Raw genomic sequence first — 12,694 nt, forward strand, 5'->3', positions numbered from 1 at the left:
GGATCAGCGGTGGCCGTGATGTCCGTGGTCACCGTGGCCGTCGTGGCTTCCGTGGCCGGAAGCGCCGGCCCGCACCCGCACGATCTGCGGGTCGTGGTCGCTCGCCTGGTCGGCGAACTCCGCGTTGATGTGCACCACGTCGTAGTCGAAGCGCCGGATGCCGGGGCTCGTCAGGATGTGGTCCAGCGTCTGCGAGTTGCCCTCGTACACATAGCTGTACCGCTCGTTCTCCGGCAGCGTGTTGATGAGGGGCTTGAGCGCCTTCCCGGCGGTGAGCGCGGACATCGTCGGTGAGAACGCGAAGTCGTTCAGGTCGCCGAGGGCGATCACCCGGGCCGATTTGTCGGCCGCCAGCAGGGACTTGACGAAGGTGTTGACCTCCGCCGCCTGCTTGACCCGCTTCGTCTCCGAGCTGCGCACGGGCGGCTGGTAGCGGCCGTGCAGCGGCTGGTCACCGCCCTTGGAGGTGAAGTGGTTGCCGATGACGAACACCGGCTCGCCGCGGAAGCGGAACTCGCCGACCAGCGGCTTGCGGCTGTCCGCCCAGGACTCGTCGAGCGGGCTGATCCGGGCGGGCGAGGCCGACAGGGTGACGCCGTGCCTGGTCTTCACGGCCTGCACCGCGGTGGTCGCGTCGCCGCCCGCGCGGTCCACGAAGGAGACCCGGGCAGGGTTGAAGAGGAACACGTTACGGATGTTGCCGCCGGGCTCGCCGCCGTCCTTGCCGTCCTGCGGAGCGACGTAGCGCCAGGAGTAGCGCGGTCCGCCCGCCGCGACGATCGCGTCGGTGAACCGCTTCAGGGTCGCCTCGGAGCCGACCGTGCCGTCGTTGACCGCACCGTTGTCGTCCTGGATCTCCTCGAGCGAGACGATGTCCGGGGAGGCCAGGCTGACCGCGACGCCCTTGGCGAGGGTGTCGAACTTGCCCTGCTCGTCGCGCGCGTCGAGGTTCTCCACGTTGTAGGTGGAGACGGCGAGTTCGTCGCGCTTCTGCTTCCTGGTGACCTCGCGCTTCAGGTGCCGGTCGGTGAGCGTGCCGAGCCGGGTGGCCTGGAGGCTGTAGCCGCCGAAGGAGTCGTAGTCCAGCACGCCGTCGGTGGTGCCGGACAGCACGTCGCCCACGTTCGCCACCGGTACGGGCCGGGTGGCGTCGAGGGACATCACCTTGATCCGGCCGGTGTTCTGGTCCTGGTAGGAGGAGTACAGGGTGCCGCCGCGCCGGGTCGGGTTCTGCTTGGGCTCGACGGTCACCCAGACCTCGCCGTACGAGCTGGTGGCGCCGGTGACCCGGGTGTCGGCCGTCTCGACCCGGGTGCCTTCGAGGGACTCGTACAGGTCGAGCGCGTACTTCGCCGGTTCGAGGGGCAGCGCGTCGATCGAACCGCCGTCCGCCGAGGGGGCATAACCGCCGGGTACTGCCTTCGCGTTGAGCGCCACCGGCGCGGGCAGCGCGTTGCCGGAGGACAGGACGGTGGTCCTGGGGGCGGTGATCTCGGTGACGGACTGGGTGGTGGCCGAGGGGTAGTACTCGTCCACCGTGCCGCTGACCAGGACCGAGTCGCCCACCGAGACGGCCGGGGCGGCGGAGCCGGTGTAGACGAGGACGCCCTCGGAGGTGCGGGGGTCCGCGTCCGGCGAGGGGTCCTGGATCCAGAAGCCGCGCGAACCCGTGGTGCGCAGCGCCGTGACGATGCCGGGGACCCCGGTCACCGCCTTGCCGTCCAGCGGGGAGACCCGGGTGCTGCCCTGGATGTCGTGCACGCGCACGGTGCCGGGCTCGGTGGGGTTGCCCGGGTCGCCGGGGTCCTCGCCGCCGCCGGAGGTCTCACCGGCGGCGTTCACCGGGGTGGGTGCGCCGGCGGAGAGGTCGGCGGCGTTGTCGTCGGTGTCCGCGAGGGAGGCCGCGCGCGCCACGGATGCAGTGGCGGAGGCGCCGGTCGCCGGTCCGCCGCCCTCCCGGACGACCGCGGAGCCGTAGCCCACCAGGTCCACGACCCGGGTATCCGATGCGCAGTCGGCCGCGGTCTTGCAGGTCAGCGCCGTGGTGCCGGAGACCAGCGCGACCGTGCCGCTCGCGGCGGACATGGCGACCGTGCCGGTGGCGTCGGGGGCGGGCAGGGCGACCGTGCCGCCCGTGCCCGCGGCCTGGCCCACCAGATAGCGGCCGCCGGGCGCCACGGCACCGGTGAGCGGGGACACCTGCCACTGCGAGCCGGCGGACGGCGCCCCGGGCAGGTACTGGACGCTGAACCCGGACAGGTCGTACGCGGCGGAGCCGGCGTTGGCCAGCTCGACGAAGTCGCGGGTGAGCGTCGCACCGGAGTTCCCGCCGCCGCCGTACACCTCGGAGATCACGGCGGACGAGGACGGGGCCGCGAAGGCGGCGGGCAGCGCGGTGGCCGAGAGGGTCACGGCGACCGCGCCGGCCAGCAGGACGGAACGTGGTCTGGATATGCGCACGGAAACTGCCCCTCAGAGTGTGATGAGGGAGCACAAGCTATGCGCGTAGAACCGGCGATGACAAGGCATCAGAGGTTAATTCCAGAAATCGGTCAGCCATCCGGCCCACACCGGCCGCCGGCCGGGCTCCCGGCCCGCCGCGCCACCGGTCCGGCCGCCACTGTTCACGCCCCCGCCGGGCGCCCGTCACACCGCCGCAACGCGGGAGCAACACCCGGCAGGGGAACGGGTGTCCAGGATGCGGCAATGGTTTGACCGGGTTGCGCCGGTCCGGTTACGTTGCGCGGCATGCAGCGATCCGCACACCTGACGACGCGAGGTCATATCGACCTGAAGCGTGTGTGCTCCGCCGTGTGTCATCGGGTCTGAGAGCGTCACGCCCGCGCGACCCGGCCGCGAGGGGGCTGTCCAGCCGTCCCCTTGCCCGGCCCCGGATCCCGCAGGGTGTCTCTCCACCGCAGAGCAGTGCCGCCCGGCCCCGGGCCGGCGGCGGACTGCCCGAGCTCCGTACCGGAGCACGCACCGCGTCACCCGCTGCCATCGAGGACCTGGAAGACACTGTGAAGAGTCTGTCCGCACCCGGCCGTCGCCCCAGTCCGCCGCGCCGCTCCGACATACCCGCCGCACCGCCCGTCCGCCGGCTCGCGGGCACCGGCCCGGTGTTCGGCGCGATCCTCGACCACGGACCGGTGGCCCGTTCCACCGTCGCCCGGCTCACCGGCCTCTCGCCCGCCTCGGTCACCGGCCACGTCACCTCACTGCTGGCCCGCGGACTGGTCCGGGAGAGCGCGGAGACCGCCGGACCCCGAGGGCTCGGCCGGCCGCACATCCCCGTCGAGATCGACACCGGCCGCTACCTGGTGGCCGGGGCGCACATCGCCGTCGCCCACTCGACCGTGTCGCTGATGGACCTGCGCGGCCGGATCGTGGCCGAGGACCGCCGGGCCCACCGCACCACGGACCCGCACCGGATGTTCGCCGAACTCGCGGCCAGGCTGCCCCGGCTGACGGCCGCGCACGCGGACGGACGCACGGTGCTCGCCCTGGGCCTCGCCACCGGGCACCGGGTCGACCCCGTCGCCGGGGTGATCGTGGACCACCCGCACCTCGGCTGGCGCGATGTCCCGGCCCGCGACGTCCTCACCGCCGCGACCGGGCTCCCGGTCCACGTGGACAGCCACTCCCGCGCACTGGCCCGCGCCGAGCAGCTGTTCGGCCAGGAGTCGACCCGTACCAGTACGGTCCTGCTCTTCGTCGGCGCGGTCGTGGACGCCGCCTTCGCCACCGAGGGTGCCATGCACCGGGGCCCGCGCTCGGGGGCGGGCAGCGTGGCGCATCTGCCGCTCGGCACCGAGGGGGCGGACGGTGACGTGGAGGGGGAGCGGGGCGGTGCCGGCGGCTGTTCCTGCGGGCGGGCCGGCTGCCTCCAGTCGGAGGTGTCGGAGCGCGCCATGGTGCGGCGCGCGGCCGCTCAGGGGCTGGCCGTCGACTCGTTCCCGGAACTGCTGGACCGGGCGCTGAGCGGTGATCCGAGGGCGGTGGCCCTGTTCCGCCGGCGGGCGCGGCTGGTGGGGAGGGCCGCGGCGCTGCTGCTCGACATGTTCGACCCCGAGGTGCTCGTCGTCGTCGAGCCGGGGGCGGGCCGGATGCCGGAGTGTCTGGCCGAGCTGCGGGCCGAGGTGGCGAAGCGCTCGTGGGTCTGCGAGGACCCGGAGCGCACGGTGGTGCCGACCAGCTTCACCGGCACCGTCCTGGCCACGGCCGGCGGCGCGGTGGCGCTCGGCGCGCTGTACGCGGATCCGCTCGGCCCCTGGCCCGCGCTGCCCGCCGTCTCCTGAGGCCGCCGATTCCGGCGGGCCCTTCCGGATCCGACTTAATTCAGGCAGTTGCATTGTTGACCGGGTACGAATGCGGACGGGATGATGGATTCATGACCAGCAGGCAGCGGAATTCACGGAACGCGTCCTCGGTGACGCGCGTCTTCCGTCTGTCCTCGACGGCGTTCGCCGCCGTCCGGCTCCTTTGTCGCCGCCCCTGTCCGGGCCTCCGGTAGACCTGCCGCGTTCGTCGCGACTTCTCCGTTTCGTTTTCCCCGCCGGCCCCCGTCCGGCATTTCCGTCATGGTCGCGGCGCCCCGCCGCGCATTCCATGCATGCGCGTACTCGCCATTCCCGCGACCTTTCTCGCCCCTTTCCGACCAGTCACCCCGGGAGAGACGTTGACCGTCACCGTGTCCTCATTCACCGCACCGATCGCATCGGACGCTGCGGCCGGATCGCCCGCGCCCGGCATCGACCCGGGCCGCTTCAGGCAGGCGTTCCGCCGCTATCCCGCCGGAGTCGTCGTCGTCACCGCCGACGCGGGCCGGGGCCCCATAGGTTTCACCGCGACCTCGCTCAGCTCGCTCTCGCTGGACCCGCCGCTGGTGTCGTTCGGGATCGGCACCACCACCTCGTCCTGGCCGCACATCGAACGGGCCCGCACGGCCGTCGTGAACTTCCTCGGCGCCGAACAGCGCGCACTGGCCACCACCTTCGCCACCAGCGGCATCGACCGCTTCGCCGCCCCCACCCGCTGGCGGCGGCTGCCGGAGGGGGAGCCGGTGCTCGACGGGGTGGCCGGGTGGCTGCGGCTGGAGATCGAACAGCTCGTCCCGGCCGGTGACCACCGCGTCGTCATCGCCCGGGTGGTGGACGCCCGGCTCCACGAGGGACACAGCCCGCTCCTCTTCCACGACGGCGGCTACCGCACCCTCCGGGCGCCCGCGCCCCCCACCGGCCACTGACCAGGGACTCGCCATGCCGTTCAACGACACACACCGGACCGTCGGCCGCAGATCATTTCTCGCACTCACCGGTGCGACGGCCATCGGCGCGCTCGCCGCCTGCTCGCCACAGGCCGAAACGGTGGCGAGCGCCGAACCCACCGGAAAGCTTCCCTCGGGAGCGCCACCGGCCGGCACGAAACTCTCCATAGCCGTGCGCACCACCCAACTCCAGCTGGGGGCGGCCGGGCTGGAGAAGGAGCTGCCGTTCACCGTTTCCGACTGGCCCAATCTGAACGCGGGCCCCGATATCATCCAGGGATTCCGCGCCCATTCCATCGATCTCGCGGTCAATGCCGGAATTCCGCCGATCCAGGCCCAGGCCATCGGCGTCGGCGCGAAGATCGTCGCGGTGCAGGTGCGCAACAGCCCCAGCTACGTCTTCGCGACCGCGCCCGGATCGGACATCAGGAGCGTGACCGATTTCCGCGGCCGGAAGATCGGCTTCTCGCAGGGCCAGGCCCAGGGCGTCGTCGTACTGCGCGCGCTGAAGCGGGCCGGCCTCGCCAACAAGGACGTCGAACTGGTCGCCCTGCCCAGCACCCAGTTCCTCACCGCCCTGCAGTCCGGGCAGGTCGACGTGGCACCACTGGGCGAGCCGACCCTCACCAAGTACCTGAGCCAGTACGGCAAGGACGGCGCGCGCGGGATCAGGACCGACGTCGTGGACCTGCTCACGGTCCTCTGGGCGCCCGACGAGGTGCTGAACGACCGGGCCAAGGCCGCCGCCGTCCGGTCCTTCGTCCCGCTGTGGGCCCGCGGAGTGGCCTGGGCCTGGGAGAACAGCGACACCTGGATCGACACCTACTACGTCAAGGACCAGGGCGTCTCCCGGGCGGACGGCAAGCGCATCGTCGCCTCCCTGCGGCAACCGCGGTTCCCGGTGAGCTGGGACAAGGCCATCGCGTGGGAACAGGAGACCGCCGACCTGATGGCCGAGGGCGGGTTCGTGCCGAAGCAGGACGTCGCCGGGCTGTTCGACCGCCGCTTCGAGGGGCTGGCGGCCGAGGCCGTACCGGCCCGCTACCGGGAGACGTCATGACCGGACTGCTCACGAACGCCCGCACCGCGGCCCCGGTGAAGCCGGCCGTCGCGCCCGGGAAGGCGGCGAAGCGGCCGGAGCCGGGCACGGACGCGACGGCTCCCCGCCCCGCCACGCCCCGGACCACCCGCAGACGGCTGGGTCCCGGCCGGGCCGTGCCCTTCGGCCGACTGATCGGGCCGGTCCTGGTCATCGCGCTGTGGTGGTCCGCCTCCGCCGTCGGCTACCTCGACCCCCGGATCCTGTCCGGGCCCGGCACGGTGCTCTCCACCGCGTCGGCCCTCGTCGCCGACGGCCGGCTCCAGGACAACGTCCTCATCTCACTGCAACGCGCCGGCCTCGGACTGCTCTTCGGGGTGGCGGCGGGGGTCGTGCTCGCCGTCGCGGCCGGGCTGAGCCGCACCGGCGAGTACCTGCTGGACGGCCCGCTGCAGATCAAGCGCGCCATCCCGTCCCTCGCCATGCTCCCGCTGCTGATCCTCTGGCTCGGCATCGGTGAACAGATGAAGGTCACGGTGATCGCACTCGGCGTCGCGGTGAGCATGTACATCAACACCTACGCCTCGCTGACCGGCATCGACAGCAGGTACGTCGAGCTGGCCGAGGGACTCGACCTGAGCCGGCCGCAGTTCGTCCGCAAGGTCGTCGTACCCGGCTCACTGCCCGGTTTCTTCGTCGGGCTGCGCCTCGGCGTGACCGCGTCCTGGCTGGGGCTGATCGTCGTCGAGCAGATCAACGCCACCAGCGGCATCGGCTACATGATGTTCCAGGCCCAGCAGTACGCGCAGTCCGACGTGATCATCGTGGGCCTGGTGGCCTACGGGGTCTTCGGCTTCGCGTCGGACGCGGCGGTACGCGCCGTCGAGAGGAGGGTCCTGTCATGGCGACGCACTCTGGCGGGCTGACCCGCACCCGTGCCGCCGCCGGTGGGGCCGTGGACGTCCCCGCGATACGCACCCGGCGCCTGGTCCGCAGGTTCGGTGACCGGGACGTCCTCAAGGAGCTCGATCTCACCGTCGCCCCGGGGGAGTTCACCGCACTGCTCGGACGCAGCGGCTCGGGCAAGTCCACCCTGCTGCGGGCCGTCGCCCGGCTCGACCACACCGTCGAGGGCTCGGGCGAACTCACCGTCCCCGACCGGGTCTCGCTCTCCTTCCAGGACTCCCGGCTGCTGCCCTGGCTGCGGGTCATCGACAACGTCGTCCTCGGGCTGCGCGGCCCGGGGGCCCGGGAACGCGGCCTCACCGCACTGGCCGAGGTCGGTCTGGAGGGGCGCGGCCGGTCCTGGCCGCACGAGCTGTCCGGCGGCGAGCAGCAGCGTGCCGCACTGGCCCGCGCCCTGGTCCGAGAGCCCGAACTCCTCCTCGCGGACGAGCCGTTCGGCGCCCTGGACGCCCTGACCCGGATCAGGATGCACGACCTGCTGCGCGAGCTCTACGAGCGCCACCGCCCCGCGGTGCTGCTGGTCACCCATGACGTCGACGAGGCCGTCGAGCTGGCCGACCGGGTGCTCGTCCTGGAGGACGGCCGGATCTCCGTCGACCTCACCGTCGACCTGCCCACCCCGCGGTCCCGGCGCGACCCCCGGTTCCAGGAGTACCGCGACACCCTGCTCACCGCGCTCGGCGTAGCCCAGCCCCAGCCCCAGGCCCGTACCGAACCGAAGGAACCCCATGGCCCGCACGCCTGACCGCAAGCAGCTGCACCTCAACGCCTTCCTCATGTCCACCGGCCACCACGAGGCGTCCTGGCGGCTCCCCGGGAGTCCGGCCGAGGCCGACTCGGACATCGAGCACTACAAGAACCTGGCCCGGATCGCGGAGCGCGGCAGACTGGACTCGCTGTTCCTCGCCGACAGTCCGGTCCTGATGGGCGACCCCGGACGGCGCCCGTCCGCCAAGCTGGAGCCCACCGTCCTGCTGACCGCGCTCGCCGGCGCCACCAGCCGCATCGGGCTCATCGCCACCGCGTCGACCAGCTACAACGAGCCGTACAACCTGGCCCGCCGGTTCGCCTCGCTGGACCATGTCTCGGGCGGCCGGGCCGGCTGGAACATCGTCACGACCGCGGGCGCCGACGCGGCCCGCAACTTCGGCCTCGACGACACCCCCCTGCACCACGACCGCTACCGCCGCGCCGGTGAGTTCGTCGAGGTGTCCACCAAGCTCTGGGACAGCTGGGCCGACGACGCGGTGATTGCCGACAAGGAGCGCGGCGTGCACGCGCTGGCGGAACGGGTGCGGAAGATCGGGCACAGCGGCGAGTTCTTCCGGGTCGACGGCCCGCTGAACGTCCAACGCCCGCCGCAGGGATATCCGTTGCTCGTCCAGGCGGGCTCCAGTGAGGACGGCAAGGACTTCGCCGCCCGGTACGCGGAGGCGGTGTTCACCGCTCAGCAGACCCTGGAGGAGGGCATCGCGTTCTACAAGGACGTGAAGCAGCGGGCCGAGGCCATCGGCCGCAACCCGGACGGCATCAAGATCCTCCCCGGCATCGTGCCCGTCATCGGTGACACCGAGGCCGAGGCGCTGGCGCTGGACTCCGAGCTGGAGAACCTCATCGTCCCGGAGTACGCCAAACGGCAGCTGGCCCAGCGCCTCGGGATCGTGGCCGACGAGCTGGACCTGGACGCGGAGCTGCCGGAGGACATTCCCACCGAGGACGAGATCGAGGGCGCCAAGAGCCGCTACACGCTCGTCGTGGAGCTCGCCAGGCGCGAGCGCCTGACCGTACGTCAGCTCATCGGCCGGCTCGGCGGCGGACGCGGCCACCGCACCTTCGCCGGCACGGCCGAGCAGGTCGCGGACACCATCGAGCACTGGTACGACAGCGGGGCCGCCGACGGCTTCAACATCATGCCCGCCGTCCTCCCCTCCGGCCTGGAGGTGTTCGTCGACCGGGTGGTGCCGATCCTCCAGGAGCGGGGACTGTTCCGTACCGAGTACACCGCGAGTACCCTGCGCGGGCACTACGGGCTGCCCCGGCCCGCCAACCGGCTGTTCGAGACCGTCGACAGCGCCGAGGGCCACTTCGGCATCGCGCTGGCGCAGGCCGGGTGACGGCCTGTCCGGACCGGAGCGGCCGCGACGGCCGAAGCGCCGGCGCCGGCCGTCCGCGCGCCGCGTACCGGGTGTCAGACGGCCGGCACCCGGTCCAGGAATCCGGCCACCGCGCTGATCCGCCCGTCGTCCGCGAGGATCACCACGTCCGAGCCGGCGACCGGCGCCGACCCGTCCGCCGCGGCGACCAGTTCCCAGCTGAAGCGGGCGAGGCAATGGTGGCCGTCCACGGTCCCGGTCAGCCGGAAGGCGAAGCCGGGGAACTGCCGCTGGGCGCCGCTGACCGCGGCCGCGAGACCCTCGTGCCCTTGCACGGAGGCCAGCGGGTCGGTGTAGGTGGCGTCCTCGGTGAACGCCGCGGCGACGGCCTTCGCCAGGTCCTGGGGGGTGGCGGCGTTCCAGGCGGCGAAGTAGCGCTCGACGGCGTCGTCGTAGGAGGTCATCGTGGGTCCTCTCGTGGGCCCCGGCGGGTGGGCCGGGTGCGTTGTGCTGGTGAGGAACACGATGTCCGACAGCGTGGAACGGGTCGATTACCTCCGGGGTAAGCGCGGTCCGGTAGCTCCGGGGCAGGCACGGCCGCGCGGACCGGACCGCGCTCAGCGCCGGTGTTCGTCCAGGAAGCCCATCAGCGCGGTGTTGAGCTCCTCGGCGTGGGTCCAGCCGATGTTGTGCGGGCCGCCGGCGATCTCCACGAGACGGCTGTCACCGATGAGGTCCGGCAGCCGCCGCCCGGTCGAGTCGATGGGCAGGATGCGGTCCTCGTCGCCCTGCACGACCAGCGTCGGCACGTCGTTCTTCGGCAGGTCGTCACGGAAGTCCGTCAGCCAGGTCGGGACGCACGCAAGGGTGGCGTGGGCCGAGGCGTCCGCCGCGACGTTCCACTGCATCCGCAGGGCCTGTTCGCTGATCCGGGTGCCGGCGAGCTTGTCGGTGTTGTTGAACGCATCAAGGAAAGCGGTCAGATAGGCGGGCCGGTCGGCGACGATCGCGCTCATGATTCCGTCGAAGACGCTCCGCTCGACGCCGGCGGGGTTGTCGTCCGCCAGCAGCAGGTAGGGCGGTACGGGGGCCACCAGGACGGCCAGGCCGACCCGGCGCGAGCCGTGGTTGCCGAGGTAGCGGGTGACCTCACCGGTGCCCATGGAGAACCCGGCCAGAACCGCGTCCTGGAGGTCGAGCCTCTCCATCACGGTGTTCAGGTCAGCGGCGAACGTGTCGTAGTCGTACCCGGTGACGGGCCTGCTCGACCGGCCGAAACCGCGCCGGTCGTAGGTGATGACCCGGTACCCGGCGCCGAGCAGCACCGGGAGCTGTTTCTCCCAGGACGCGCCGCTCAGCGGGAACCCGTGGATCAGTACGACGGGCCTGCCCTCGCCGTGGTCCTCGTAGTACAGCTCGATGCCGGCGGAGTTCTCCTGGCCGACGGTGATGTACGGCATGCTGGCTCTCCCTCGGTACGTGGGTACGTGGGTACGTGGGTACGTCGTACGTGGGTGTCGTGGCCCGGCTGCGGGCGGCGCTGCGTGCCCGCGCCTACATCCGGCCGTCCGGGACGACGTGCATGGCGGCCTCCTCGGCGGACGCCGCCGCGCCGTCGATCCCGACGTCCTCGCCCGCCGTGGTGTCCGGGTCGTCGCGGTCCAGCTCCCTGGTGAGGCGCCCGGCACGGGCGTCCCCGACCTCGTCGTCCCAGGGCTCGCCGTCCCCGCCCGGCACGTCGCCCACGCCGTCACCCGGCCCGTCGGCGACCTCGGGCAGCTCCCGGGCGAGCCTGCCCTCCAGGCCCTCGCCGCTGTGCTGCTCGGACGCGGTGGTGCCCCGGTCCTCCACGGCCCACGGCCGCTCCGGCGGGGAGTACCCCTCGTCGAGCACGTCGGTGAGGTCGCGGTCGTCCAGGGTGTCTTCCACATCGAGCTGTTCGGCGGGGTCGGAGGCCTCCGGCTGCTGGGGCTGGTAGACCTCGTCGCCCCGGTCGGCATCCTTCATGATGAGTCCCTTCCCGATGTCGGGGATCCCGGTCATGCCCACCGTACGACGCGGGAGAAGGGGGCACAGCAGCCCATGAGCCTTCGAACTTCCCGTACCCCTTCAGGATAGGGGGCCAGGCCCCGGGCCCGCAGCCCTGCGGCCGCGGGCGGGCGGCCGGGGCACGAGTGAGGGACGATGGAAAGTGTGGGCCGCAGTGCCCCGCAGGGCGGGAACGGCACCGAAAGCCGAGTGGAGAGGCCGTCCGCAGACGCAGCCACGGAGAGGCCGTCATGGATTACCCGGAGAGCTACCAACTGGTGTTTCAGTCGTCCGCTGTGGAGGACGACGCCGTGATCGTCCGGCGGACCGCGCAGGCCGGGGCCGGCGGATACCCGGTCTACGAGGACGAGACCGGGATCGTCCGGGCGGAGATCAGCGAGCGCGGCGAGGTGCGCATGCTCGCCAGTGGCGGGCACCAGGTGCTCGGCACGCCGCTGGTGGTGCCCGAACCGGCCGGATGAGACGAGGCCGGCGACGCCGGCCCGCCCTCCGCGAAGGCCGGAAAACGAACAGACTTCGCGGACCCCTATCACGTGCTCATGTCCGGTGACATCCTGCCGACGCAGGACAATTCGTCGCGAGGCGTCAAACACTTGGTCGAAATTTTGCCCCTGGTGGGATGCGCGGAGGAGACACCAGGCACACTCGACCTGTAGGAATCTCGCCACGAAGAGGATCACGCATGATCACGTTGAAGAAGGAAGACGGCCCGGCGGATCTGGACGGGGTGACCCATCTGTCCATCGGGGTGTCCTGGGATCCCACTGTCGGCAGCAGTGGCGGGCTGATGGGCAAGCTCCGTCAGAAGAAGGGCACCGACCTCGACCTCATCGCCATCGCGATGCAGGGCGCGGAGCCGGTGCGGCTGGCCGGTCTGGACTCCCTGGACCCGCTGGGCAACGGTTCTCTGGCGCACAGCGGCGACAACCAGACGGGGAAGGGCGACGGCGACGACGAGACCGTGACCGTCGACTTCGCCCGGGTGCCGTCGAACATCACGGCCATCGTCTTCATCGCCGCGGCGTACAAGAAGCACAGCTCCTTCCAGAGCGCGCGCAACATCAGCTTCAAGGTGTACGACGCGACGGGCGGCACCACCCAGCAGGTGGCCGACATCTGGCCGAGCCTGCTCAGCAACGACAACGGCTGCGCCGTGGCCAAGGCGTTCCGGGTCGGCGGGAGCTGGAAGCTCGAGGTGATCAACGAGACCGGGAAGATCAAGCAGGGCGACGAGCAGGCCCTGATGCGCTTCGCCGTCAGCAAGTAACCGGCGGACAGCCG

12 protein-coding genes are annotated in these 12,694 nt (G+C 71.8%); 8 read left to right on the top strand and 4 right to left on the bottom strand.

What is annotated here, in order from left to right; all coding sequences use genetic code 11:
• Positions 1-3: 3 nt before the first annotated feature.
• Positions 4-2,460: an endonuclease/exonuclease/phosphatase family protein gene (locus EDD93_RS25920; protein WP_123527439.1), complete on the bottom strand. Its 2,457-nt coding sequence runs from the start codon at positions 2,458-2,460 to the stop codon at positions 4-6.
• A gap of 560 nt (positions 2,461-3,020) precedes the next feature.
• Between EDD93_RS25920 and EDD93_RS25925 the strand changes: the two genes are divergently transcribed.
• The 6 genes from EDD93_RS25925 to EDD93_RS25950 all read left to right on the top strand — a co-directional run bounded on the left by EDD93_RS25925 (position 3,021) and on the right by EDD93_RS25950 (position 9,385).
• Positions 3,021-4,298, top strand: a complete 1,278-nt coding sequence (locus EDD93_RS25925) for an ROK family protein (protein WP_123527440.1) — start codon at positions 3,021-3,023, stop codon at positions 4,296-4,298.
• Positions 4,299-4,678: 380 nt separating this feature from the next.
• A complete protein-coding gene (locus tag EDD93_RS25930) occupies positions 4,679-5,245 on the top strand; it encodes a flavin reductase family protein (RefSeq protein ID WP_260255868.1) in 567 nt (188 codons plus the stop codon).
• Between the two features lie 13 nt (positions 5,246-5,258).
• Positions 5,259-6,326, top strand: a complete 1,068-nt coding sequence (locus tag EDD93_RS25935) for an ABC transporter substrate-binding protein (protein WP_123527442.1) — start codon at positions 5,259-5,261, stop codon at positions 6,324-6,326.
• Positions 6,323-7,231: an ABC transporter permease gene (locus EDD93_RS25940; protein WP_123527443.1), complete on the top strand. Its 909-nt coding sequence runs from the start codon at positions 6,323-6,325 to the stop codon at positions 7,229-7,231. The genes EDD93_RS25935 and EDD93_RS25940 overlap by 4 nt, the downstream gene beginning before the upstream one ends.
• A complete protein-coding gene (locus EDD93_RS25945) occupies positions 7,207-8,016 on the top strand; it encodes an ABC transporter ATP-binding protein (protein ID WP_123527444.1) in 810 nt (269 codons plus the stop codon). Before EDD93_RS25940 ends, EDD93_RS25945 begins: the two co-directional genes overlap by 25 nt.
• Positions 8,000-9,385, top strand: a complete 1,386-nt coding sequence (locus EDD93_RS25950) for an LLM class flavin-dependent oxidoreductase (protein WP_123527445.1) — start codon at positions 8,000-8,002, stop codon at positions 9,383-9,385. The genes EDD93_RS25945 and EDD93_RS25950 overlap by 17 nt, the downstream gene beginning before the upstream one ends.
• Positions 9,386-9,459: 74 nt before the next feature.
• On the opposite strand, the gene EDD93_RS25955 is transcribed toward EDD93_RS25950, so the two are convergent.
• The 3 genes from EDD93_RS25955 to EDD93_RS25965 all read right to left on the bottom strand — a co-directional run bounded on the left by EDD93_RS25955 (position 9,460) and on the right by EDD93_RS25965 (position 11,371).
• Positions 9,460-9,828, bottom strand: coding sequence for a nuclear transport factor 2 family protein (locus EDD93_RS25955; RefSeq protein ID WP_123527446.1), 369 nt, complete (start codon positions 9,826-9,828; stop codon positions 9,460-9,462).
• A 153-nt stretch (positions 9,829-9,981) separates the two neighbouring features.
• A complete protein-coding gene (locus EDD93_RS25960) occupies positions 9,982-10,824 on the bottom strand; it encodes an alpha/beta fold hydrolase (protein WP_123527447.1) in 843 nt (280 codons plus the stop codon).
• A 94-nt stretch (positions 10,825-10,918) separates the two neighbouring features.
• Positions 10,919-11,371 (bottom strand): DUF5709 domain-containing protein, encoded by a 453-nt coding sequence (locus EDD93_RS25965; RefSeq protein WP_123527993.1) that lies wholly within the window; start codon positions 11,369-11,371, stop codon positions 10,919-10,921.
• A 272-nt stretch (positions 11,372-11,643) separates the two neighbouring features.
• Between EDD93_RS25965 and EDD93_RS25970 the strand changes: the two genes are divergently transcribed.
• The gene (locus EDD93_RS25970) at positions 11,644-11,874 is read left to right on the top strand and encodes a DUF6296 family protein (RefSeq protein ID WP_123527448.1); all 231 of its coding nucleotides are present in this window, start codon (positions 11,644-11,646) and stop codon (positions 11,872-11,874) included.
• Between the two features lie 221 nt (positions 11,875-12,095).
• Positions 12,096-12,680, top strand: a complete 585-nt coding sequence (locus tag EDD93_RS25975) for a TerD family protein (protein ID WP_123527449.1) — start codon at positions 12,096-12,098, stop codon at positions 12,678-12,680.
• Positions 12,681-12,694: the final 14 nt, after the last annotated feature.

The sequence above is a fragment of the Streptomyces sp. 840.1 genome (genome assembly GCF_003751445.1).
GTDB lineage: Bacteria > Actinomycetota > Actinomycetes > Streptomycetales > Streptomycetaceae > Streptomyces.

Excerpts from the sequence above, each read along its gene's own strand:
- EDD93_RS25950 (WP_123527445.1), top strand. The coding sequence starts at position 8,000 with ATGGCCCGCACGCCTGACCGCAAGCAGCTGCACCTCAACGCCTTCCTC.
- EDD93_RS25945 (WP_123527444.1), top strand. The coding sequence starts at position 7,207 with ATGGCGACGCACTCTGGCGGGCTGACCCGCACCCGTGCCGCCGCCGGT.
- EDD93_RS25960 (WP_123527447.1), bottom strand. The coding sequence starts at position 10,824 with ATGCCGTACATCACCGTCGGCCAGGAGAACTCCGCCGGCATCGAGCTG.
- EDD93_RS25970 (WP_123527448.1), top strand. The coding sequence starts at position 11,644 with ATGGATTACCCGGAGAGCTACCAACTGGTGTTTCAGTCGTCCGCTGTG.
- EDD93_RS25955 (WP_123527446.1), bottom strand. The coding sequence starts at position 9,828 with ATGACCTCCTACGACGACGCCGTCGAGCGCTACTTCGCCGCCTGGAAC.
- EDD93_RS25965 (WP_123527993.1), bottom strand. The coding sequence starts at position 11,371 with ATGAAGGATGCCGACCGGGGCGACGAGGTCTACCAGCCCCAGCAGCCG.
- EDD93_RS25940 (WP_123527443.1), top strand. The coding sequence starts at position 6,323 with ATGACCGGACTGCTCACGAACGCCCGCACCGCGGCCCCGGTGAAGCCG.
- EDD93_RS25975 (WP_123527449.1), top strand. The coding sequence starts at position 12,096 with ATGATCACGTTGAAGAAGGAAGACGGCCCGGCGGATCTGGACGGGGTG.
- EDD93_RS25935 (WP_123527442.1), top strand. The coding sequence starts at position 5,259 with ATGCCGTTCAACGACACACACCGGACCGTCGGCCGCAGATCATTTCTC.